Below are 23088 nucleotides of genomic sequence, written 5' to 3' on the forward strand. Positions count from 1 at the left end.
CATTTTCCTAATTAACCAATAAAGTGAAATTAACGGCTCAAAGATTTAGATTGAGCGTTTTGAACCCAAAGCTGACGACTTTTTAATGGTCGATCACCCAAAAGTGATGTAATCATTTGTCGGTAAAGCTTGGCCAATAATTGTAACTGTTCTGGACTAAAATCCCTACCTTTTTCATAGCTTGCCATACTCAAAATTTGTTGTCCGAGCAAAGTGGCTGAAGAAGTATGTGATACAGGAGTAAAGCCTTCTGATAATTGGAACTGATAACGTTGTGTGGGAATAATCATCTGCTGATTTGAATCATGTTCATAATCCATTGGAAAGCCTAACTCTTCCAAAAGCGCATGTTCAAACTGACGTAAAATTTGTCGAAGAAATAAATCTGCTTGTGTATGTTCAGCTAATTTCTGCAAATGTTGCAATGTCATATGATATTGCTGAAAAGTTTCAGGCATCATTTCTTCAAGTGGACAAAGCCTAAGAATGACCTCATTGAGGTAGAAACCTGAAAAAAAGGCATCTCCATAAAAGAAAATCGGCTGATTTAAAATTTCCAGTTTAGAAAAGTTTTTAAGCTCAGATTTTCCTGAAGCTTGCAAGGTAATCGGTTGATATTGAGGAGGTGGAGTTTGTCGAAGAATACCATCGACGCGACCATGCTCTTGCGTAAACAAGTGTACAATATGACTGCGTTCGCGGTATTTTCGATGATGGATTAAATAACCATGCAAGATTTCATTGCGCATCTTGCTTTATCTTAATCATCCTTTTCTTTTTTCTTGTCATCATCATCATCCCCATCAGGAATAACAGCTCCCACAACAGCCGCAGTCCCTTTGACTACGCCTTTTGTGGTTTTATAAGCAACTTTGACTGGAACCGTCACAATTTTAGTAATACAGCCTTGTAGCATTATGACGCATGCAAGAATGGAAATAACTCGGATCATGACAGTTCCCAACAAAATGACTTAAATATCGCTATAGCCTAGGCTTTTTAAAGCACGTTCGTCATCAGACCAACCACCTTTAACTTTGACCCAAAGCGTTAACATGATTTTTTGCTCAAACATTTTTTCCATGTCGATACGAGCATCCATACCAATTTTTTTCAGCTTAGCACCTTTTTCACCAATCACGATGGCTTTCTGACCAGGGCGATCAACAAAAATTGTAGCATCAATGTATGTACATGCAGCTTTAGGACGACCAGTCTTTTCATTGATCGTTGCTTCTTCTGTTTTAAAGGATTCAATTTGAACTGTTAAATCATAAGGAAGTTCTTCACCTAACTGACGCATAATTTTCTCACGAATAATTTCGCTCGCAAGAAAGCGTTCAGAACGGTCAGTCAACTGATCCAATGAGTACAATGGCGGTTGGAAAGGTAGATATTTTTCAATCGCATCACGCAAATGATCCAAGTTTGCACCGCGCAATGCAGACACTGGAACAATTTCAGCAAAATTCATTAACTTTGCTCGTTCTTGAATCAACGGCAACACCATGCGCTTATTTTCTAAGGTATCAATCTTGTTGATGATGAGAACCACTGGCATTTCTGCGTTTTTAAGTTTCTCTAAAACCAACTCATCGTTTTGGGTCCATTTTTGGGCATCAAGCACAAATAAAACCAGATTGACATCACGTAAAGCAGAGTGTGCAGCTTTGTTCATCATTTTATTGATGGCACGCACTTCTTTTTTATGCATACCCGGAGTATCCACAAAAACTGCCTGCGACTTTTCACGGCTATCAATACCAATGATTTTATGGCGTGTGGTTTGCGGTTTACGTGAAGTAATCGATAACTTTTGACCCAATAAATGATTCATCAAAGTGGATTTACCCACATTTGGACGTCCCACGATTGCGACAAAACCACTGCGATAATCCGAAGGAATTTCAGTGCCTTGTGAACTAAAAAATTGATTAATTAAATCATTGCCGTTTTCAGACGACTCGTGATCAGCATCATTGTGATCGGAATGTGTATTCATGCAGTTTACTGCTCCAATAGCTTTAAAAAATCCGCCGCGACTGCCTGTTCTGCAAAACGGCGACTCGATCCCTCACCCATCATTTTAGGTAAGCCATCTATAGTACATTCTACTTTAAAATGTTGATTGGGTGCATCACCTTGAATATCCACCACCTCATAAACAGGGAGATGTTTTTTACGGGCTTGTAAATACTCTTGTAAGCGTGATTTCGGGTCTTTTAACTGATCTGTAGGTTCGATATGATCCAAATAAGGTTCATACCATTTCAGAACAATGGATTCCAACAAAGGTAAATCTTGACTTTCTGTATAAATCGCCCCAATGATCGCTTCAACAGTATCTGCCAATATTGACTCACGATGATGACCGCCAGATTTCAATTCACCTGTACTTAAAATTAAACTTTGACTTAATTTTAAGTCATTGGCAATTTTACCCAACGCTTCTTGACGCACTAAAGTTGCACGCATACGGGTTAAACGCCCTTCATTTTCATGCGGATAGGCATTATATAAGTAATTTGCGATGATCATCCCCAACAATGAGTCACCCAGAAACTCTAGACGCTCATAGTTGTGTTTGTGACTCACCGAACGATGAGTCAGCGCGAGTTGTAATAACTCGGGTTGTTTAAACTGGTAACCGATTCTACTTTGTAAGCGAAGATCACTTACTTTCAACTGACCTTTGATCAAAACTCTTCTCGAAAGTGAGGACTAAATCAATATTCAGCATGAAATTTTTCCGTACTTCATATTTTTTAGTCACTTGTAAACCATCTTTAGTTGAAACAGTCGCAATATCTTCGAATTTAGTGTCTCGGATATTGTTCATTTCTAACCTTTTGTCAACTTCTGTTGCAAATTTCAATGGTGTGATTTCAGCAGAGCTATTTTTGATTTGCTCTACAATTTGACCGTTAATCACACGATCATCCCAGTATAATGGCCATACAGCTACTATGATTTTCAACATAAAAGCTAAAGCAATTATCCCCAATAAAATTCCAATATATGAAGCGCCTTGTTGATTTTTACGCATTTTTTTATCCAACAGGTAAGAATAAATAATCCCTAATGACAATTAAAAAATCAGCAAACGCCAAGATCAAACCATTTGATTTAGGCAGATTCATCATTTTCAATTGGCTATAAACTTCTTATACACTGGAAAACAATACTGTGATAAAAAATTTATCGCCACTATTATCCTTTAAACGACGTCAAGTTGCTAGTTCAAATCATTTGTTCTGTTTTATTTTTCTTATAAATCAATATAACTTCATAGTTTTAACAGATAAAAAAGAAAGGTCAATAAACATTGACCTTTCTTTATTTCTAACACTTGCTGCAACTAGGTTTTATTGAATTGCTCCATTACGGCTAAATGATGGAATTTTTAGACCTGGCTCTTTATGCATCCAAACATAAATTGCATGCCCTGTTAAATTCTCTTCAGGTACAAATCCCCAAAAACGACTGTCGGCACTTTGGTCACGGTTATCACCCATCGCAAAATATTGACCTTTAGGCACAGTCACTTCCCAACTTTGACCATTTGACTTCACAAAACGATCATTTGCAGTCGCTACATAAGGTAAGTCTTGTTTGTTCTGTGCATAATTGAATGCAGCAACAAGCGGGTTTTGACCTTCCAATAAACGAACTAAATGCTTATGGTTACCCATTGTTTCATAGTAGTAAATCGATTTTGGTGTATCTAAAATATCTTTTTCACGACTAAATTCAGCTGGAACTTGCTCTACATTTTTGCCATTAATCGTCAACTGACCTTGATTAAATTCAATATGGTCACCCGGTAATCCAATAATACGCTTGATATAGCTAATTTTTGGATTTTCAGGATAACGGAATACAGCAACATCACCACGTTGTGGTTCACCAATATCCAGAATCTTGGTATTGGTAATTGGTAAACGTACGCCATACTGAAACTTATTGACCAAAATATAATCTCCTGTCTCTAGGGTCGGAACCATAGAGTCAGAAGGAATATTGAATGGCTCAAAGAAGAAAGAGCGTAAAACAAGAACAACCGCTAGAACAGGCCAGAAATCATATGCCCATGAAATAACGACATTTTCATTCCCCTTTCCTTTTGTTGCACGTTGTTTCAGTACAAACTTATCAAGTAACCACAGCGCAAAAAATACCAGCGTTACAGGAACGAGAATTAAATTAAAATCAAAATCCATGACCAATCAGACCTCTAGTTTTTATCTTTCTACTTTTAACACAGCAAGGAACGCTTCTTGTGGGATTTCAACACTACCCACCTGCTTCATACGTTTCTTACCTTCTTTTTGTTTAGATAACAATTTCTTCTTACGAGAAACGTCACCACCATAACATTTAGCCAATACGTTTTTACGCATCGCTTTTACCGTTGAACGCGCAATGATTTGCGCACCAATTGCGGCTTGAATCGCAACATCAAACATTTGACGTGGAATCAAATCCTTCATTTTTTCAACTAAAGCAATACCGCGGTGACGTGCATCATTACGATGACAAATCATTGCTAAAGCATCAACCTTATCACCATTAATTAATACATCAACCTTAACCAGAGATGAACTTTCAAAACGGACAAAGTTATAATCTAAAGAGGCAAACCCACGTGAGCATGATTTCAATTTATCAAAGAAATCCATGACCACTTCAGCCATCGGAATTTCAAAGCTAATCGATACTTGATTACCCAAGAACTTCATATCTTTTTGTACACCACGACGCTCAATGCACAGCGTCATTACATTGCCCAAATATTCTTGAGGAACAAGGATATGACATTCTGCAATGGGTTCACGTAAATCTTCTACAGTTGAACCGTCTGGCATTTTAGATGGGCTGTCGATATAAATCGTTTGACCATTTTTCATCAATGCTTCATAGATCACTGTTGGTGCAGAACTGATCAGATCTAAATCATACTCACGTTCTAAACGTTCCTGTACGATTTCCATGTGCAACATGCCTAAGAAGCCACAGCGGAAACCAAAACCAAGCGCATCTGAACTTTCAGGTTCAAAGAATAATGCAGAGTCATTGATTTGCAGTTTGTGTAAGGCTTCACGGAATGGTTCAAAATCGCTGGCATCAATTGGGAACAAGCCCGCATAGACCTGTGGTTTGACCTTTTTAAAGCCGGGTAAAGTTTCAACTTCTGGTGTTGTTGCTAGTGTAATCGTATCACCCACTGGCGCACCAAAAATATCTTTGATCCCCGCAATCACAAAACCAACTTCACCAGCCTCTAAAATGCCTGTTTCTGTATGTTTTGGATTGAAAATACCCACTGAGGTAATGATATGAGACTGACCTGTTGATTTCATCAACATCTTATCGCCTTTACGCACACGACCTTGTTTGATCCGAACCAAAGAAACCACGCCCAAATAGTTATCAAACCATGAGTCAATAATCAGTGCTTGGAGCGGTGCATCACGATCACCTTGAGGTGCAGGAATAATATCAACCAAAGTTTCTAAAACTGACTCAACACCTAAACCTGTTTTTGCTGAACAAGTCGGTGCATGTGTTGCTTCAATTCCAATAATTTCTTCAATTTCATGGATTACACGTTCAGGTTCAGCTTGAGGCAAGTCAATTTTATTCAAAATTGGCAGTACTTCTAAACCTTGTTCAATGGCGGTATAACAGTTGGCAACTGATTGCGCTTCTACACCTTGTGCAGCATCGACCACCAATAAAGCACCCTCACAGGCAGCCAATGAGCGAGAAACTTCATAAGAGAAGTCAACGTGTCCCGGAGTATCAATAAAGTTTAACTGGTATTCTTGACCATTTGGGTGTGTGTAATACAATGTTACCGAAGCCGCTTTAATGGTAATTCCACGCTCACGCTCAAGCTCCATAGAGTCTAAAACCTGAGCCTGCATTTCACGATCTTGTAATCCACCACACATTTGGATAAATCGGTCAGCAAGAGTCGACTTTCCGTGGTCGATGTGAGCGATAATAGAAAAATTGCGTATGTTATTGATATTAACAGACTTCTTAGCTACTGCCATAAACTACTCTAAAAATATGTACACCATCATGTACTCAATATCAAAAGTACCTATGGCGTGCAAAAAATGAAATTTCCCAATTGCTGCACAGTATAAGCAGATCAATGTTAAAAATATAGTAAGGCTTTGAGAAAAACTATCTCTCCGATAGGCTGTATGTAAGTTTCCCTTTCAATCTATTTCATCTTTTTCCTGCTTTTTATTTGCCTTAGTTTTAGTTGGAAACTGAACATGAGCAGGGATAAATAACGCGATTAAACCGCCGAATAGTGTGCTGATGAGTATTAGCAAATGCAATTGTACAGCGGCAAATAATAATGCTTTAGCTTCTGAGAGATTAAACAGTTTTCCAGTTGCCAAAATTGCGGCTTCATAGGTCCCAAGTCCTGCTGGGGCATGAATAGGCAATACAGAACTCAACTCACCTCCAATATTCACACCTACTGCTTCCCACCATTGCAATGGAATGAACCAGCCTAAAACAGCTGCAAAAACCATAATCTTGCTTCCCCAGCAGATGAGTGTGAATAACCAACTCCGCAACAAACTGTTCAAATGCAATGGCATTGCCAATAAAACTTGTTCAAGTAAATTTTTCAATCGCCCCTGAGTATTGAGCTTTTCTGAATAACGTTTTAGCCACGGCGTAAAAAGTAATATTATTAATGGAGACGTGAACCATAAAACCATTCCCCCCCACAACCATACATTATTAGAGTGTTTTAACAATAAAAAGGCGAAAAAACCCAATCCAAGCAGCACTTGTAAATCAAGTATTCTCAGCAGTAATAATCCCGCGGTCGCATAGCTAAGGCTTACAGTAAAATAACGTCGCATCAGTAAAGGAAAACTGATTTCTCCAGAACGAAAAGGCAATAAGTTATTAAGTAGATTATGAATCAGCATGATTCGGCAACATGTCATCCTCTGCCCACGGGTGATGGGTAAAAAGAAATCATAAATTCGCCAACCTCGTATCAGATAAGTCATCTGCATCAGGATCAAAGCCATAATCAAATATTGGATAGGCACATGTGCCCAAGCCTGAAAAACTTGTAACCAACCAAACCACCATTCAATCACCACACCATACAAAACGATGGCAATCATCAGTAACAGTTGTGGCAAATATTTGGGTCGCCTGCCAACTTGATTATTTATATTTGGATCTCTCTGTTCAGACACAGGCGTTACCTTTTGTTATTGTCATTAAAAAATCATGGAATCGTAATCTTTCAGTTAAATTCAACAATATATAATTCAAACACGAACCAATAACAATTACATCAGCTATGCATAACGCATTTTTATTACAACCTGAGGAAGAGCTATATCTACTTAAGCCCTCTTACTCATCTATTTTTTTCTCACTGATTATTCCTCTTTACAATGAAGAGGAAACCGTTGTCGCTTTAATCGACACCATACAACGGGCATTGGGCACTCAACAGCAACCTTGGGAATTAATCGTGGTTGATGATGGTAGTTGTGATGCGACCGTAAACACTATTCAGCAAAAATTACTTCAAAGCCCTTTGAATGCACAACTGATTCAATTAAGCCGCAACTATGGGCAAACAGCAGCCATGCAGGCTGGAATTGACGAGTCTCAAGGGCAGTATATTGTGACGATGGATGGTGACTTACAGAACGATCCACATGATATTCCAGCCATGTTGCAACAACTGATCGATCAGGATCTTGATCTCTTGGTGGGGTGGCGTAAAAACCGACAAGACGCCTTATTGTTAAGAAAAATTCCTTCCTTACTCGCCAATCGATTGATTGGTCGAATATCAGGTCTACGCTTACATGATTATGGATGCAGCCTAAAAATATACCGTGCCGAAATTATCAAACAAATCCGTTTAGTCGGCGAAATGCATCGTTTTATTCCTCTGTGGGTTGCCAGTGTCGTTCCCGTATCACGTATTGGAGAGGTACCAGTACGTCACCATGCCAGACAATTCGGGCAATCCAAATATGGTATTTCTCGAACGATTCGCGTGATATTAGATTTAATGTCGGTGATGTTCTTTCAACGTTATCTCATGCGTCCCGGTCATTTATTTGGTTCAATCGGACTGCTCTTGGGCTGTATCGGTAGTGTGATGCTGACCTATCTGGCAATTGATAAATATATTCTGGGTCACTCCATCGGTACACGTCCCATGTTGCTCATTGGCGTGATGTGCGTGTTGATGTCACTACAATTTTTGATGACTGGTATTATCGCTGAACTGATTACTCGAACTTATCTAGACAGTAAAAATCATAAAAGCTATCTGATCCGTCGTGTTTATCAGCATCGGAGAGGGCAATGACAGTGCATTTATCTTCTTCATTGTTTGCCCCTAAATTTCAGCCTATTGAAAAAATCTTACAGTCTCGAGGGTTAATTTTATTGCTCGCGGTCAATTTTTTAGTAGGACTCGGAAGTACACCCTTATTTGATCTTGATGAAGGTGCTTTTAGTTCTGCGACCATGGAAATGTTAATTCGAGGCGATTATATCACCACCTATATGGGCGGTGAATTGCGCTTTGATAAGCCCATTTTGATCTACTGGCTGCAAGCCATTTCTGTCTTTCTATTTGGATTAAATGAATTCTCATTACGCCTTCCATCTGCATTATGTGCCACACTATGGTGTTGGGCAATTTATGAGTTTTGTCGGCAGCTTTTAGATACCTCAAAAGCAGCAACAGCCTGTATCCTGCTTGCGAGTTCACTGATTATCTCAATTATCGCACGCGCAGCCACAGCTGATGCTTTGCTTAATTTATGGATCTGTCTTGCTTTATTTGATGCTTATCGTCATTTCAACCAACAGCATACACACTCTCAGGCTTCATCCAAATATGCTTTACGTGCATATATTTGGGTGGGCTTAGGTGTGCTGACCAAAGGTCCGATTGCTATTTTAATCCCTATTGCCAGCATCACAATTTACGCCTTATTAAGTAAAAAATTTAAAGCTTGGCAAGGTTTGCTGATCAATCCACTTGGATGGTTAATTTGCCTTACAGTTTTTTTACCTTGGTACATTGCTGAATATATCGCACAAGGGCAAGCATTTATTGACGGCTTTTTCTTAAAGCACAATCTTTCTCGATTTTCCAATACGATGGAAAATCATGGTGGGAATTTACTTTACTACCTGCCTGTAAGTTTATTGGTTTTTATGCCTGTCACAGGTTTCTTTCTTCAGTTATTAAGTCATCTGCGGCTGTTTTTTTCTTCTTCTGCTTTAAAGCGTCTTGATTCACTCGATATTTTTTGCTGGAGCTGGTTTTTATTTGTGCTGATATTCTTCAGCTTTTCTAAAACCCAGCTTCCACATTATCTTTTATATGGTGTAACACCAATTTTTATCCTGATGGCAAAATATCGCGATCAATTGCGATCACGCTACTTGGTCGCATTACCCATCGTTTTATTGATGCTGCCGCTGATTTTTCTTCCAGAAATTGGACAGTACATTATTGCGCATGAAAAGAAAATTGAAGTGGTGGCAATGGTCCGGGATGGATTACCATTTCTGGATTTGCAATATCGGCTTTCTATTTTTTTCGCACTCCTCCTCATACTCATCATTTTATTCCGTAGTCAATACGTGCTTTGGCTACGTCAGGTTTTAGCCAGCATCATTTTCAGTTTAACCATCATTCATGTGGTGATACCTGCCTATGGATCTATTCAGCAGCAGCCTGTCAAACAAGCTGGAATATTTGCGCAGAAGATTACGCAACCCATTGTGATGTGGCGCCATGACATGCCCAGTTTCAGTATCTACTTACAAAAAGTTGTTCCTATACGAGAACCTAGACCTGGCGAGGTGGTTTTTACAGGTTTAGAAAATCTTCAAGCCTTTCCTAATGCAGAAGTTCTATTCAACAAAGGAGGTGTTATTTTAGTCAAACTTCCGAAAATGAAAGGAAGTTCATGATGATTCTATTCTTTATTGTTCCAATATTTTGCGTTTTAGCTTGGGAACTTATTCATCACTATTATGCAATCAATACGCCGCTTTTCTTAATGATCAATGGAATGCCACCACACTCAGATTGGTTTTGGCAAAATATAACCTTTATGGGAGATGGTTTAACGGCTTATGTCCTGTTGATATTTTTCTGTCGTCACAACGCTCATCTACTTTGGTTAGGTCTTCTTGCCGTACTCATTACTGGCTTAGGTGTACATGTCGTTAAACAATTCCTTGAAATTGTTCGTCCGATTACTTATCTAGGCATAGACAATGTTGAGATCATCGGAAAGACACTAAAATATCATAGCTTCCCTTCCGGTCATGCCGCAACAGCATTTGTACTGGCGGGTGTATTGAGTAAATATATTAAGCTCAATAGTTTTAGATATCACAGAGCATTTACTTTCTGTGTAATTTCATTGGCAACGTTGATCGCATTAAGCCGTGTGGTGGTTGGTGTTCACTGGCCATTAGATATTGTGATTGGTGCGCTGTGGGGATGGTATAGCGCAACAATCATCCTAAAACTGTCCTCAAAAACCAAACAAATTGGTCGAACTCGTTTTAGTGCCAATATTTTATATGCTTTAGCCGCAATCAGTGCAGGTTTTCTATGGCGTTTTGATGGTGGTTATCCACTTGCTTTAGGTTCGGCAAAATTATTATCTGTCTGTGCTTTGACCTACATTACCCTTATTCTAATCGAGCTGAATTTTCGGGTTAAATTGGTCTTTGATCACAGCTACCGCCCACGATTACGTTCAACGTCAATTCAACTACAGACTGTTGCTTTTGAGAAAAATAAATCTTAAATTTAAAGTTTTCACTCGCACTTGAATTTTACCTTTTTCTTTAACTTATAAAGCAATATTCAATCTGTAATATTTTATTGGATGAATTAATCCAAACTATTTTAATGATCAAACTCAAAACAAATCATGAGTCTTGATTCAAACTGTTACGATTGAGTCTAAATCATAAGGATCTATGTCTGTATTTATCGGTTGATAAGCCTGTATAAAGGTTGGTGACATACGCTTTGGGCGACCTGTGGCAATTTCAATGCACGCCCATTTGGTATTGCCTGTAAATAGTAAAGTCTGATCTTTGGCATTAAAAAACGCATACTGACGGAAAGAATACAAGGCGTTAATATCATAGAGCCATGTCCGTAAAATGATCTTATCATCTAACATCGCTGCTTTACGGTACTGCACATGATGCTCCACGGCTACCATAGCATGCTTCATTTCTAAATATTGATCTAAGCCCACACCTAAGGTTTCAATATGTGCTGAAGCCACATCCTGCATCCATTGCACATAGACAACATTATTCACATGACCTAAAACATCGATATGTTCTGGTTTAACTTGAAGAACCAAATCAAATACTGAGCTCATGTAAACGTTCCTTCTCTCTTGATCACTATTTAAAAAATCTGCTGCATTTTGACATAAAAAAGCCACTCTTAGAGTGGCTGATTCACATCAATTCGATTTATTGAATACGTAATCCAATCATCGCATGTTGCCCTTCACGCACAATTGCCACACGTGCAACGGTATTTTTCTGCAACTCTGCTACAGCATCCACGAAATCATTCGGTGTGTTGATTTTCTTATTATTCACTTGCGTAATCACATCACCTGGCAAGATTCGAGATTGAGCAGCCAAACCGCCTCGTGTTACATCTTGAATTAACACACCACCTTTCACATTTAAACGATTCTTTTCTTGCTCAGTCAAAGCACGAATCGCAACACCAATGACAGGACCTTTGTGAGGCTTAGCTGACGTTGTCGTATTATCAACTTTTGCTGGAGTATCATCAGGAGCAACTGTTAATGTTGCCGTAATCACTCTCGGCTTATCGTCACGCAATACTTCAAGTTTCACGGATTGATTTGGTTGAGTACGATTCAAATAATTCAATAATTCTGAAGTACGTGAAATTGGTGAACCATTATATTTTAGGATCACATCACCTGATTTAAAGCCCGCTTTTTCTGCTGGAGAATTTGGAGCCACTTGAGTAATCAATGAGCCTTCTGGCTTATCCAACTTATACGCTTCCGCAAGATTTCGATCGATATCTTGTAACATTACACCAAGATATGAACGTGTCACCTTACCATTCTTCTTCAGTTGGTCCACGACATCCATCGCGACATCTATCGGAATAGAGAATGACAAGCCCATATATCCACCCGTACCACTAAAGATACGTGAATTTACTCCAACCACTTGACCTTGTTGGTTAAACAATGGACCACCTGAGTTACCAGGGTTTAAGGCAACATCAGTTTGAATAAATGGAACAGAAGTTTCGCCCATCATATTTCGCGATTTCGCACTGACAATACCTGCTGATGCAGAATAGTCAAAACCAAATGGTGAACCAATCGCAAGTACAGGCTGCCCCACTTTAAGTTGATCGACATTGCCTACCGACAATGATGGGAAATTATTTCCTTCAACTTTAAGCAAAGCCACATCTGTACGTTCATCACTCCCCACCACTTTAGCATCGATTTCGCGACGGTCATTGAGCATGATGGTCACTTTAGAAGCATCTTCAACCACGTGATGGTTGGTGAGTAGATAACCATCTTTACTGATAAAGAATGCACTGCCATAAGCTGTTTTTTCTTGTGGCGCTCGCTGTTGCGGAATAATGATCTGATTACCAAAGAAACGTTTCAGAATTTCAGGCACTTGCTGCTGTAGCAATTCTTCCTGAGACAGTTTTTTCACAACGTTTACACTAACAACTGCCGGACTCACCTGTTCAACCAAATTAGAGAAATCGACAGGTGTTGAAGCTTGTACTTGTGATGTAGCCGCAGCGACAGTGAATACTGCTGCATACATTCCTTTTTGCATTAGACCATTACTCATTTATCACGAACCTACATCTGATGATTGTGCTTAAAAAATATTTGTAACATATTATTTGATGTCTTTGCGTAATAATATGTTTACATTTTTTTATAAAACAATACTTTACTTAAAATCATATTAAGAGACTGAGAATAGCCTATTTATACTAAAATCTGACGCATCTAACTATTGTAATTTGTTAAAAAAAAGAGTGTTATTAGCAAACATTTTTCAAATTAGCTGATGGACATGCCTAATTTAAACACAACTCATCAATTCGATGTGATTATTGTGGGTAGTGGCGGTGCAGGCTTAAGTTTAGCCTTATCCTTACCTGAACATTTCAATATTGCTGTTTTAGCAAAATCTACATTGACAGATGCAAGCACTTATTATGCTCAAGGTGGTGTTGCTGCTGTGCTTGATGAAACTGATTCTATTCAACAGCATATTGATGACACTATGATTGCAGGCGCGCATTTATGTGAGCTTGATGCAGTGAAGCATACTGTTGAAGGTGGACGACCTTCAGTCGATTTCCTGTTAAACCACGGTGTTCAGTTTACCTTAGATGAAGATGAGCAACTACACTTGACCCGTGAAGGTGGACATTCTCAAAGGCGTATCATTCATTCAGCTGATGCCACTGGGAAAGCGATTTCAACCACCTTAGTTGAAAGAGCCTGTGAAAAGAAAAATATCGAAATTTTTGAAAACTACATTGCGATTGATTTAATCACTACACATAAGCTGGGGCACAAACAACAACAGAACCGAGCAGTGGGTCTTTATGCTTTAGATGAAAGTAATGAAAAAGTACATACGTTTTTAGCCCCATTTACCGCACTTGCTTGTGGGGGCGCCATGAAAGCTTATTTGTACACCTCGAACCCTGATATTGCGACTGGTGATGGAATTGCCATGGCATATCGAGCAGGTTGTCGTGTTGCAAATATGGAATTTAATCAATTTCACCCAACCTGTTTATATCACCCTCAAGCACGCTCTTTCTTAATCACTGAAGCGATGCGAGGCGAAGGTGCGTATTTACGTCTCCCTGATGGCGAACGTTTCATGTTACGCTTTGACGAACGTGCTGAACTTGCTCCACGAGATATTGTCGCCCGTGCAATTGACTATGAAATCAAACGTCTAGGTATTCGGCATGTCTGGTTGGACATTAGCCATAAACCTAAAGAATTTGTCAAAGAGCACTTCCCTACCCTGTATGCTCGTCTCTTAGAGTTGGGAATTGATATTACCCAGGATATGATTCCAGTCGTACCAGCTGCACACTATACCTGTGGTGGTGTCGTTGTGGATGAAAACAGCCAAACAGACATTGCAGGTTTATATGCGATTGGCGAGACATCCTATACAGGTTTACATGGTGCAAACCGTATGGCAAGTAATTCTCTGCTGGAGTGCTTCGTATATGGCATGAGTGCGGCAAAAGATATTGAAGCCAAATTTGACCACCAATTTGAAAGCCCGAATGTTCCTGAATGGGATGCATCTCAGTCAACAAATCCAGATGAGGATGTGGTCATCTTACAAAACTGGGATGAACTGCGCCAAACCATGTGGAACTATGTTGGTATTGTTCGTACCACGAAACGTTTGCAACGTGCCTTACACCGTATTGAAATGCTTAAAAAAGAGATTACTGAGTATTATCAAGACTACCATGTCAGTAAGAACTTGATTGAATTACGGAATCTGGTCATGGTTTCAGAAATGATCGTGCGCTGTGCGATGCAACGTAAAGAGTCACGAGGTCTACATTACACACTGGACTATCCAGAGCTTTCTAGCGAGTTAAGAAAAACCGTTTTGACCCCCCCTAACTTTACGGTCGAAACCCCTTTAGTGAATGCTGAAGTTTAAAGAGAACAATTAAATAGCCAGATGATTCTGGCTATTATTCATTTTTTGCATAATAACGCACTTGGGTTTTATTGATTATTTCTCATGATTGTCGCATATAACTTTTTGGCGATAGATGCATAATTTTCTTAAACATGACGATAAAAGAACTATCACTGTCATAGCCCAATTTCATTGCAACTTGATGGACTGAATCCCCATCAGTCAACCATTGCAGTGCCAAGACCACATGTAATTTTCGCCGCCATTGATTAATACTCATTCCAGTATTGTGATGAAAAATCCGTGTCAAACTGCGTTCGCTCATACAGCAACGACTCGCCCATTCAGCCAAATTTAGATTTTGATCTGGTTGTTTTAATAAATCATGCGCGATCTGTAACATACGCGAATCTTTTGGCATCGGTAAATAAAATATTGGGTGAGCAGTAGACTGTATTTCATCTAGCAAACAGTCCATTAAACGTCGATTGTTTTCTACAAATGATGTTTCAGAAAATGTTTCAACCCGTTCTAACATTGCATTCATTAAATGGGTCATTTGTAACATGGTACATGTGTGTGCTGAAAAATGCTGCAACACAGTATTAACAAATGCTACATAACCTGTTGAAATACCGTAACTACTGACTTTGTGTAAGGTATTTGATGGAATCCATAAGGCATGCTGTGCTGGAACTACCCAAATTCCTGATGGTGTTTCAACCGTAATCAATCCGCTTGTAGTTGCCAATAACTGACTTCGCTCATGTTGGTGAGAAGCAAGTTCCCAGTCTGGAACTTGCCGATCGATTTTTAATACAAATAAGGGCAAATTATGCTGATCCAATCGTGAATGGAAGGTTTCATTTTGCATCATTATTCGCCCATTTTTCTCCTGAGCACAGCATCAATTATTTTATTCGCTTGTTGATGATTATCGACAATAAACATCGGATAACCTGAGAACTTAATAAAATTATTGGCAAACTTTTGAGTTTCCAAGCGAATATCTGCATCTGGCTCAATATGGATAAATGCTTTAACGTATTGTGCCAAAATCTCACGTTTTGACTTTACCCAAGCAGCAACCTGTTTACGTGCCTCGTGATCCGCCTTTTGTGCAGGAAATGCGCCTTCACTGAGAAAGATAAATGTTTCTTTTCGGCTAAGTAATGATTCATATATGGCAATGGTTTCACTAACTGAAACGGCATCAGTGGGTCGGAAGCTCACAGGGATGATTGGAAAATTTTCTAAATTTTGGATAAACATGGCATGGCTCCTCAAATAAGAATAATTATCATTTTATTGTGCCCACATGAATACACATTACCCAATTGAGCCAAAAAATAGGGTAATCCAGCCAAATTTTTATGAATTTTATCTTTATGGTTTTTTATAATAAATCTGATGTGCTGTATGAAAAGTTTGAGCATGTAAATTGACCAAATCCTCAAGCTTCTGATATCCACCTGCTAGCACAAACATCAGTGGAATCCCCTCCCGCTTTGCAAGATTAAATACGATTTCATCGCGTTTTTGAATTAATTCTGTACTCAACCACGCTGAACCGTAAGGATCTGCTTGATGGCAATCCATGCCTGCTTGATAAATAATTATATCAGCCTTCCACTCATTGGCTCTTTGAAAAGCCTCATGTATCGCCATGGTATACTGCGCAAAACTTCCATGCTTCGTATGTACATGGCGACTTTCGGCACGTTCATAAGTTGGATAGCCAAATGCCAAACCATAAATGCTAAAATTATATAAATTTTCTAATCTTCGGGTAAATTCGGCAGTTCCATCGCCACCATGCTGATCACAATCCAAAATAAAGATTCGTTTATTCGCAAAATGCTGCGCAATCAGTGCCAAGCCATTGAAGGTACAATATGAACCGCCATAGTCATAATTGGCGTGATGAAAACCTTGTGCAATATTGGCTGCAATACCATGTTGAAAAGCCAGCTCTGTCGCCAGTATTTGCCCACCATTGATGGACAAAACAGCATCACGTAATTGTTCATTCCATGGTTTAAAACCAGCAAAAGTTGCAAGTTTAGTCGGTTGTCCTGTTAAAAATGCCTCAACATATCTTGGGGAATGCAAGGCTTTTAAAATTTCTGGATCGATAGGTTGGGGTTCGTGAAATTTATAATGATTGAATTGTTGTAATTGCTCAGCAACTGCAACAAGTTTTTCCATGCTATTGGTATGTGTTTGAGCAAAATAGCGCGATGAAAAACAAACATTTAACATAAAGTTATCCGAGACTAGCGACTCTCAATTGTGACAATGCAACGTCATTCAGCTGTTTAATTAAGGTTGTATCAGGACTAAATAATCCATTATTCACTTGTTGTTCAAAATGGGTGGTGAATGCTCTTTTTCGATTCTCAGGTGAGATCGCTAAAGTGGTCAATCGTAAAAACCAAAAACCCTGAATTTCTTTATATGGAATGATATAACCTTTGAATTCTTGATTAGGCACTTTATTGTCAATTTGTTCAATATCATATTCTACCGAAAATAAAGAACCAACTGGAATGCGAATACCATTCATGATTAAAGGTTGTAAGTTGATACAGGAATGATCATCCCCCATATTCATTTTTTCAATCAATAATGGGCGGTTTTGTTCATCGATAAAAATATTGATTGAACCTTGTCTCAGCATTGAACGGTGCGCGATTTTCAGGAAAAAATTTTCAGCCATTGGACAAGAACCTACTTTAGGTTTTCCCGCTAATGTTTGGATTTCAACATAACCTGTTTTCTCGGCTGTTTTCGGTAAAATCACATCTTCCAGCATACAACAAATGATTTGGCTTTCTTCAAGTTCAGCCTGCTGAGATAATTTTCTTAAACTTGCTTGGGTTGTAACCTCTTGCTCAACAAGGACTCTAAAATCATCATTTTTTTGTTGCTGCGGGTCAGCGAGAAAGTTTTCAATTGAGCGGTTTTGATCTAGATTATGCCAATCCTCAATATCAAAACCATAGATATTTTTTTGATCAATAATTTTCTTTAATCTTTTAAAGTCATAGTCTTGAAATATTTTTAAATCTGTCGCTTCAACGTTGTCACGAGGAAAATTAATATACTCAGCCAAGACTCGTGTTGCTTGTGTGTATCCACAACCTCGGCGTTCCGTCTGATGCGAATAGTGTTCATTTAACATCTCTGTCAATTTATTTGATAAGGGAAAAACATGTTCCTTAAACAAACGAACGACTTCATGATCTGATGACATATTCTCTATTCCGTTTATAAAATGATTTAATTTTTAAAAATAAACTATTTATTATGAATAAATTAGCATTATCCCCGAGATAACTCAATATAGCATCTCAAAGCGAATTCCAGCTAGATTAAATGATATATTTCACCTAATAAATGAAGTATTTGTGCTTTTTATACACGTTGCTTATTTTTGTGGAGGAATTGAATATGTTCCAGTGACATGAGCAACAGGATCATCTGAATCTAAAGAGTAAATCCATACCTCACCGACAACTAGAGCTTTACCGACCTTCATTAATTTACAAACACCACGAATATCTACACCGCCAGTAGGCTTACGCAGAAAATTGATATTCATATTGGTCGTTACAGCCAAGCCAATTAATCCGATTTCTCCTAAAATCGCCACATATAAGGCAAAATCAGCCAATGCCATCATGGTTGGACCTGATACTGTTCCACCTGGGCGAATGTCTTGATCACTGACATGCCAAACCAAAGAAGCACCTTTTTCAGTCACTTCTTCGATTTCACAACGCGCTAAGCTTGGTGAAAAAAATTGCTGTAAAAATTCAACGATTTCAGTTTTTGTACTTTTCATCATTCACGTCTTTATATCCTTGACCTAAAACAATATAAAGACTTTTAAGATTGAAAACATCAGAATAAATGAATCAATTACAGTTATTTTAGGTAGCGCAAAGCTTCTGCAAAGACTTGCTCTGGTGTTTGAGTAGCATCTAAACGTTTCATTCTTTGCGCATCACGTAAATGAATTTCAGAAAAGCCACTACGTACAGACTCAAAGAACACCACTTTTTCTTGTTCAAAACGATCTAAAGCGCCACGGGCTCGTGCACGATTCATCCCAAGTTCAATCGGTGCATCCAACCAAAAAGTAATATCTGGCATTTTAGAAACAAAATTTTGATTTAACAGTTGTAACTTTTCCCGACTTAAACCACGACCAGCGCATTGATAGGCAAAACTTGAATCGACAAAACGGTCGCATAATACAATTTTGCCTTGTGCCAATGCAGGTAATATCACAGCTGCCAAATGTTGCGCGCGTGCTGCATACATCAACAATAACTCAGTATCATGGCTCATTTGCTCTTCATGATTTACAGACAGCAACAATGAACGGATTTGCTCAGCTAAAGGTGTGCCACCAGGTTCACGCGTTAAAACAACTTGTTTACCTTGCTGTTGAAAATGTTCATACAATTTTTGGATGAGTGTGGTTTTTCCTACCCCTTCAGTTCCTTCAAAACTTATAAACATACTCATTCCTTAACTTTAGATCGCATAACTTCAATATATTGTTGTACCGCACGATTATGGTCATTTAAATTTGAGCTAAATTTATGACCACCATTTCCTGTTGCAACAAAATAAATATTTTCAGAATCATCTGGATGCATTGTCGCTTCAATCGCTTTTTTACTTGGTAGCGCAATCGGCGTAGGCGGTAAACCATTTATCGTGTAGGTATTATAGGCGGTTGGCGTTCGCAAATCTTGTTTTGAAATCTTACCTGTATATTTATCCCCCATACCATAAATTACGGTTGGATCCGTTTGTAAACGCATTCCCAATTTCAAACGGCGACAAAATACACCAGAAACTTGCCTAAGCTCACTGTCAACACTGGTTTCTTTCTCTATGATCGATGCCATAATCAAGGCTTCATATTTTGTTTTATAAGGTAAGTTTGGTGCGCGTTTTTCCCAAGCATCATCTAAGATTTTCATTTGACGCTGATACAAATCTGTCAAAATCTGCTTATCGGTAGCCCCTTTATCAAAAAAATACGTGTCTGGTGCAAACAATCCTTCTGGATGCTGATAAGGAATACCCAATACTTTTAGCATCTCGGCACGAGGAAGCTGAATGACTGATTTTTCAATCAATGGATCTTTATTTAAAGATTGAATCAGTTGCTTTACCGTTGTACCTTCAATGACCAAAAGTCGACTCATTTGAGCATTTTCAATATTTGACACCATTTCTAAAACTTGGCGTACACTCATGCCTTTGCTGACTTCATAGACTCCAGCTTTCATGGTATCGTGAATGAAAATCTTACGATACAACTTTAAAATAATTGGAAAGTTGACTTTATCTTCTTTGGCTAAATCATCAATAAAACCTGTATAGGTTTCTCCATTTGTAATGGAAAGCTTTTGTTTCGCTCCAGAAACTGGGTAGCTTTTAAAAAGACTCATTTTTAAAATAATGCCAATGATGACTAAAAAAACCACCACAAAAATTGCAATGCCTTTATAGATGTTAGTGCCTGCTTTGGCTTGAGTATTCTTTTTAGATTTGGGCTTAGATTTCGCTTTAGGCATGAGAATTAAACTGACTTAAATTTAAAGTGTTAAATAACTCAACACAAGGTTGAGTGTCTAAATTCAGATGATTCAATGTTGTCACCGCTTTCATTGGACTTAATGCATTACAGAAAAATAAACTCTGAATATACTTAATTTCATCCATATCAATAAAACGTTGTTCACAGGAAACACCATCATGTTGCATTCGTGACAATATTTCAGCACGCATCACCCCATGCACACCATTATAGCGAAGTTCAGGGGTAATCCATGTATTGTTTATTTGAAAAAAGCAATTACTGCTGATCCCTTCGACAATTGAACCTTGTACATCGGTCACCAGTGCTTCTATCCAGCCATTTTGTTGTGCTTCTTTTTTTAGCATGACCTGTTCTAAACGATTCAATGTTTTCAAACCCACTAAATTGGGCATTAATAAACCAATCGCCTGATTTAAAACACCACTTTGAATAAATTCAGGTTGAAAATGACTGGTCGCTTTTGGGTAAAACATCAAATAAAAATCAGCATCATGATCAGGCATCGCATAACCACGATCCCCCTCACCTCGACTCAAAACAAGTTTGAGCGTCCCGTTTAAAATACTAAATTGTTGCTTGAGTAACGCCAAGCTTTGATCCAAAAGCTCAAAATCAAATTTTAAGTAAAGCCGTTCAGCCGCCAATTTTATTCGTGCACGATGCAAAGACTCCAGTTCAAAATTTCCTTGATGAAATCTGGCTGTAGTAAAGCAACCATCACCATAATGAAATGCTCGATCCAAAAGTGGAATAGAATCAATTTGTTGAGCATTTTTAAAACAGATCATTACACAATTTCCTATGGCTTTACCCAATTACATTTTGAAACATACACAACATCTATTTCTCTTTTATTCATATAAAATTCGTTTTTTATTATTTTTTTATGAATAAAGACTCGCATTATGCTTACACCATCTTACCGAACTTCAGAAATAAATGGGGCAAAAAATGCAGTTCTCTAAACTTAAATTTGCTGTAGCAGCAGCACTGATTTCAACCACATCTTTCAGCGTGGCAGCAAAAGATTTTTTAAACGTATCTTATGATCCAACACGAGAATTGTACGATAACTTCAACAAACAATTCGCGACATTCTGGAAGTCTAAAACAGGGCAAGACATTCAGTTTAAACAATCTCATGGTGGTTCAGGTAAACAAGCACGATCAGTGATTGATGGTTTACAGGCTGATGTGGTTACCCTTGCTTTAGCAGCAGATATTGATGCGATTGCACAAAGTACCAATTTATTGCCAAAAGACTGGCAAAAGAAATTTCCTCAGAACTCAACACCATATACATCTACTATCGTATTCTTGGTGCGTAAAGGTAATCCAAAAGGAATCAAAGACTGGGGTGATTTGGTTAAGCCGGGCGTAGAAATCGTTACGCCAAACCCGAAAACGTCGGGTGGTGCACGTTGGAACTATTTAGCAGCGTGGGCTTGGGCAAAGCATAAATATGGTTCAGATGCAAAAGCGCAAGATTTTGTTCGTCAAATTTATAAACAAACCAAAGTGCTTGACTCAGGTGCGCGCGGTGCAACAACCACATTTGCCGAACGTGGCATCGGTGATGTGTTATTGGCTTGGGAAAACGAAGCTTATCTGTCTACCCGTGAGCAGCCAGGTAAATTTGAGATCATCACCCCATCATTATCGATCTTGGCAGAACCACCAGTGGCGATCGTAGAAAAGAATGCTCAAAAAGACGGTAATTTAAATCTAGCGAAAGCTTATTTGAACTATCTGTATTCACCTGCGGGTCAGGAAATTGCAGCTAAAAACTTCTATCGTCCTCGTAATGCTGCGACATTGCAAAAATATGCAACCACATTCAAGCCATTGAAATTGGTGACAATTGATAAAGAGTTTGGCGGTTGGACAAAAGTTCAAAAACAACACTTTGACAACAATGGTGTATTTGATCAAATTGTTAAAGCCAATGCGAGCAGTAAATAACTGATCTCAATCAACTTAAACTAAAAAACAGGAGCACCGACATGATTCATACCATTATTGTTCCGGGCGTTGGTGGAAGCGATTACGATCACTGGCAGTCTAAATTACAACGTGAACTCATGTCATGCTCTCGTGTAAAGCAACAGGATTGGAACTTACCTATATTAAAAGACTGGGTTGCTGAATTTGTCAGAACTGTATTGAATGCGCCTCAGCCTGTTCAAATTGTTGCACATAGTTTTGGTTGCTTGACGACTGTTGCAGCTTTGGCACAACATCCTGAAATTACCACTAAAGTGAGAAAAGTTATTTTAGTTGCACCAGCCAATCCTGCACGTTTTGGTGAAGCTGGTTTTGCTCGAAACAGTATTGGCAATTATGAAAATTATTTTCAAACCTTAAATATTGCTGTTCCAGCTGAAATGATTATTTCTGAAAATGACCCTTGGTTAGACTTTGAAGATGCTCAAAAATTGGCGCGTGCTTGGAAAATCAAGCCAAGAAATTTAGGTCAAGTCGGTCATATCAATGTTGCTTCAGGTTTTGGACATTTTCCAGAAATTTATGATCACTTAATCATAGAGCAACAAAAAATCTTTATGAGTAATACTGATGATACCAAGTTGTTTTTTAAATTTGCAATTTAATCATTGCCTTTTAAGCTTGCAAAAATCGTTTTAAATTTGCTTATTGATTTCAAT

General features: G+C 38.5%; 24 protein-coding genes. 6 read left to right on the forward strand and 18 right to left on the reverse strand.

Annotated features, from left to right (window positions below; translation table 11 throughout):
* Positions 1-29: 29 nt before the first annotated feature.
* The 8 genes from recO to F938_RS14295 all read right to left on the reverse strand — a co-directional run bounded on the left by recO (position 30) and on the right by F938_RS14295 (position 7244).
* Positions 30-749 carry a DNA repair protein RecO gene (gene recO / locus F938_RS14260; protein WP_005032784.1) on the reverse strand — a complete coding sequence of 240 codons (720 nt, stop codon included), beginning with the start codon at positions 747-749 and terminating at the stop codon, positions 30-32.
* 11 nt (positions 750-760) lie between these two features.
* Positions 761-952, reverse strand: coding sequence for an NF038104 family lipoprotein (locus F938_RS14265; RefSeq protein WP_005032785.1), 192 nt, complete (start codon positions 950-952; stop codon positions 761-763).
* Positions 953-973: 21 nt separating this feature from the next.
* Positions 974-2002, reverse strand: a complete 1029-nt coding sequence (gene era / locus F938_RS14270) for a GTPase Era (protein ID WP_004829267.1) — start codon at positions 2000-2002, stop codon at positions 974-976.
* Positions 2003-2007: 5 nt separating this feature from the next.
* Positions 2008-2700, reverse strand: coding sequence for a ribonuclease III (gene rnc / locus F938_RS14275; protein WP_004829269.1), 693 nt, complete (start codon positions 2698-2700; stop codon positions 2008-2010).
* Positions 2672-3046, reverse strand: a complete 375-nt coding sequence (locus F938_RS14280; RefSeq protein ID WP_004829270.1) for a DUF4845 domain-containing protein — start codon at positions 3044-3046, stop codon at positions 2672-2674. The genes rnc and F938_RS14280 overlap by 29 nt, the downstream gene beginning before the upstream one ends.
* A 319-nt stretch (positions 3047-3365) precedes the next feature.
* Entirely contained in the window at positions 3366-4220 is an 855-nt protein-coding gene (gene lepB, locus F938_RS14285; protein WP_004829273.1) for a signal peptidase I, read from the reverse strand.
* Positions 4221-4241: 21 nt separating this feature from the next.
* Complete coding sequence (gene lepA / locus F938_RS14290; RefSeq protein WP_004829275.1) at positions 4242-6059, reverse strand: translation elongation factor 4; 1818 nt, start codon at positions 6057-6059, stop codon at positions 4242-4244.
* 171 nt (positions 6060-6230) lie between these two features.
* Positions 6231-7244 carry a lysylphosphatidylglycerol synthase transmembrane domain-containing protein gene (locus F938_RS14295; protein WP_005032788.1) on the reverse strand — a complete coding sequence of 338 codons (1014 nt, stop codon included), beginning with the start codon at positions 7242-7244 and terminating at the stop codon, positions 6231-6233.
* 107 nt (positions 7245-7351) lie between these two features.
* On the opposite strand from F938_RS14295, the gene F938_RS14300 reads away from it, so the two are divergent.
* From F938_RS14300 to F938_RS14310, 3 genes are read left to right on the forward strand one after another with little or no spacing between them, the layout of a single operon-like run.
* Positions 7352-8383, forward strand: a complete 1032-nt coding sequence (locus F938_RS14300; RefSeq protein ID WP_005032791.1) for a glycosyltransferase family 2 protein — start codon at positions 7352-7354, stop codon at positions 8381-8383.
* The gene (locus F938_RS14305) at positions 8380-10008 is read left to right on the forward strand and encodes an ArnT family glycosyltransferase (protein ID WP_005032793.1); all 1629 of its coding nucleotides are present in this window, start codon (positions 8380-8382) and stop codon (positions 10006-10008) included. The genes F938_RS14300 and F938_RS14305 overlap by 4 nt, the downstream gene beginning before the upstream one ends.
* Positions 10005-10859: a phosphatase PAP2 family protein gene (locus tag F938_RS14310; RefSeq protein ID WP_005032795.1), complete on the forward strand. Its 855-nt coding sequence runs from the start codon at positions 10005-10007 to the stop codon at positions 10857-10859. The genes F938_RS14305 and F938_RS14310 overlap by 4 nt, the downstream gene beginning before the upstream one ends.
* Before the next feature lie 138 nt (positions 10860-10997).
* Here F938_RS14310 and F938_RS14315 read toward each other — a convergent pair whose 3' ends face one another.
* Positions 10998-11450: an acyl-CoA thioesterase gene (locus F938_RS14315; RefSeq protein WP_005032797.1), complete on the reverse strand. Its 453-nt coding sequence runs from the start codon at positions 11448-11450 to the stop codon at positions 10998-11000.
* A gap of 97 nt (positions 11451-11547) precedes the next feature.
* Positions 11548-12948 (reverse strand): Do family serine endopeptidase, encoded by a 1401-nt coding sequence (locus F938_RS14320; RefSeq protein WP_004829291.1) that lies wholly within the window; start codon positions 12946-12948, stop codon positions 11548-11550.
* 225 nt (positions 12949-13173) lie between these two features.
* Between F938_RS14320 and nadB the strand changes: the two genes are divergently transcribed.
* On the forward strand, positions 13174-14817 hold the full coding sequence (nadB, locus tag F938_RS14325; protein ID WP_005032799.1) for an L-aspartate oxidase: 1644 nt from the start codon (positions 13174-13176) through the stop codon (positions 14815-14817).
* Between the two features lie 82 nt (positions 14818-14899).
* On the opposite strand, the gene F938_RS14330 is transcribed toward nadB, so the two are convergent.
* The 8 genes from F938_RS14330 to pabC form a co-directional block, all read right to left on the reverse strand.
* On the reverse strand, positions 14900-15676 hold the full coding sequence (locus F938_RS14330) for a helix-turn-helix domain-containing protein (RefSeq protein WP_005032802.1): 777 nt from the start codon (positions 15674-15676) through the stop codon (positions 14900-14902).
* Entirely contained in the window at positions 15676-16071 is a 396-nt protein-coding gene (locus F938_RS14335) for a hypothetical protein (RefSeq protein ID WP_005032804.1), read from the reverse strand. The genes F938_RS14330 and F938_RS14335 overlap by 1 nt, the downstream gene beginning before the upstream one ends.
* A 114-nt stretch (positions 16072-16185) precedes the next feature.
* Positions 16186-17061: an arginase family protein gene (locus F938_RS14340; protein ID WP_005032806.1), complete on the reverse strand. Its 876-nt coding sequence runs from the start codon at positions 17059-17061 to the stop codon at positions 16186-16188.
* A gap of 4 nt (positions 17062-17065) precedes the next feature.
* Positions 17066-18055 carry a hypothetical protein gene (locus F938_RS14345; RefSeq protein WP_005032807.1) on the reverse strand — a complete coding sequence of 330 codons (990 nt, stop codon included), beginning with the start codon at positions 18053-18055 and terminating at the stop codon, positions 17066-17068.
* Between the two features lie 174 nt (positions 18056-18229).
* Positions 18230-18646: a PaaI family thioesterase gene (locus F938_RS14350; RefSeq protein ID WP_010591279.1), complete on the reverse strand. Its 417-nt coding sequence runs from the start codon at positions 18644-18646 to the stop codon at positions 18230-18232.
* An 83-nt stretch (positions 18647-18729) separates the two neighbouring features.
* Entirely contained in the window at positions 18730-19329 is a 600-nt protein-coding gene (tmk, locus tag F938_RS14355; protein ID WP_004829305.1) for a dTMP kinase, read from the reverse strand.
* A gap of 2 nt (positions 19330-19331) precedes the next feature.
* Positions 19332-20399: an endolytic transglycosylase MltG gene (gene mltG / locus F938_RS14360; RefSeq protein WP_005032809.1), complete on the reverse strand. Its 1068-nt coding sequence runs from the start codon at positions 20397-20399 to the stop codon at positions 19332-19334.
* A complete protein-coding gene (pabC, locus tag F938_RS14365; RefSeq protein ID WP_005032810.1) occupies positions 20392-21213 on the reverse strand; it encodes an aminodeoxychorismate lyase in 822 nt (273 codons plus the stop codon). The genes mltG and pabC overlap by 8 nt, the downstream gene beginning before the upstream one ends.
* A 163-nt stretch (positions 21214-21376) precedes the next feature.
* On the opposite strand from pabC, the gene F938_RS14370 reads away from it, so the two are divergent.
* Both F938_RS14370 and F938_RS14375 read left to right on the forward strand, forming a co-directional pair.
* Positions 21377-22387: a sulfate ABC transporter substrate-binding protein gene (locus F938_RS14370; RefSeq protein WP_010591277.1), complete on the forward strand. Its 1011-nt coding sequence runs from the start codon at positions 21377-21379 to the stop codon at positions 22385-22387.
* Between the two features lie 41 nt (positions 22388-22428).
* Entirely contained in the window at positions 22429-23034 is a 606-nt protein-coding gene (locus F938_RS14375) for an RBBP9/YdeN family alpha/beta hydrolase (RefSeq protein WP_005032813.1), read from the forward strand.
* Positions 23035-23088 lie beyond the last annotated feature (54 nt).

The organism is Acinetobacter bereziniae LMG 1003 = CIP 70.12, assembly GCF_000368925.1.
Taxonomy (GTDB): domain Bacteria; phylum Pseudomonadota; class Gammaproteobacteria; order Pseudomonadales; family Moraxellaceae; genus Acinetobacter; species Acinetobacter bereziniae.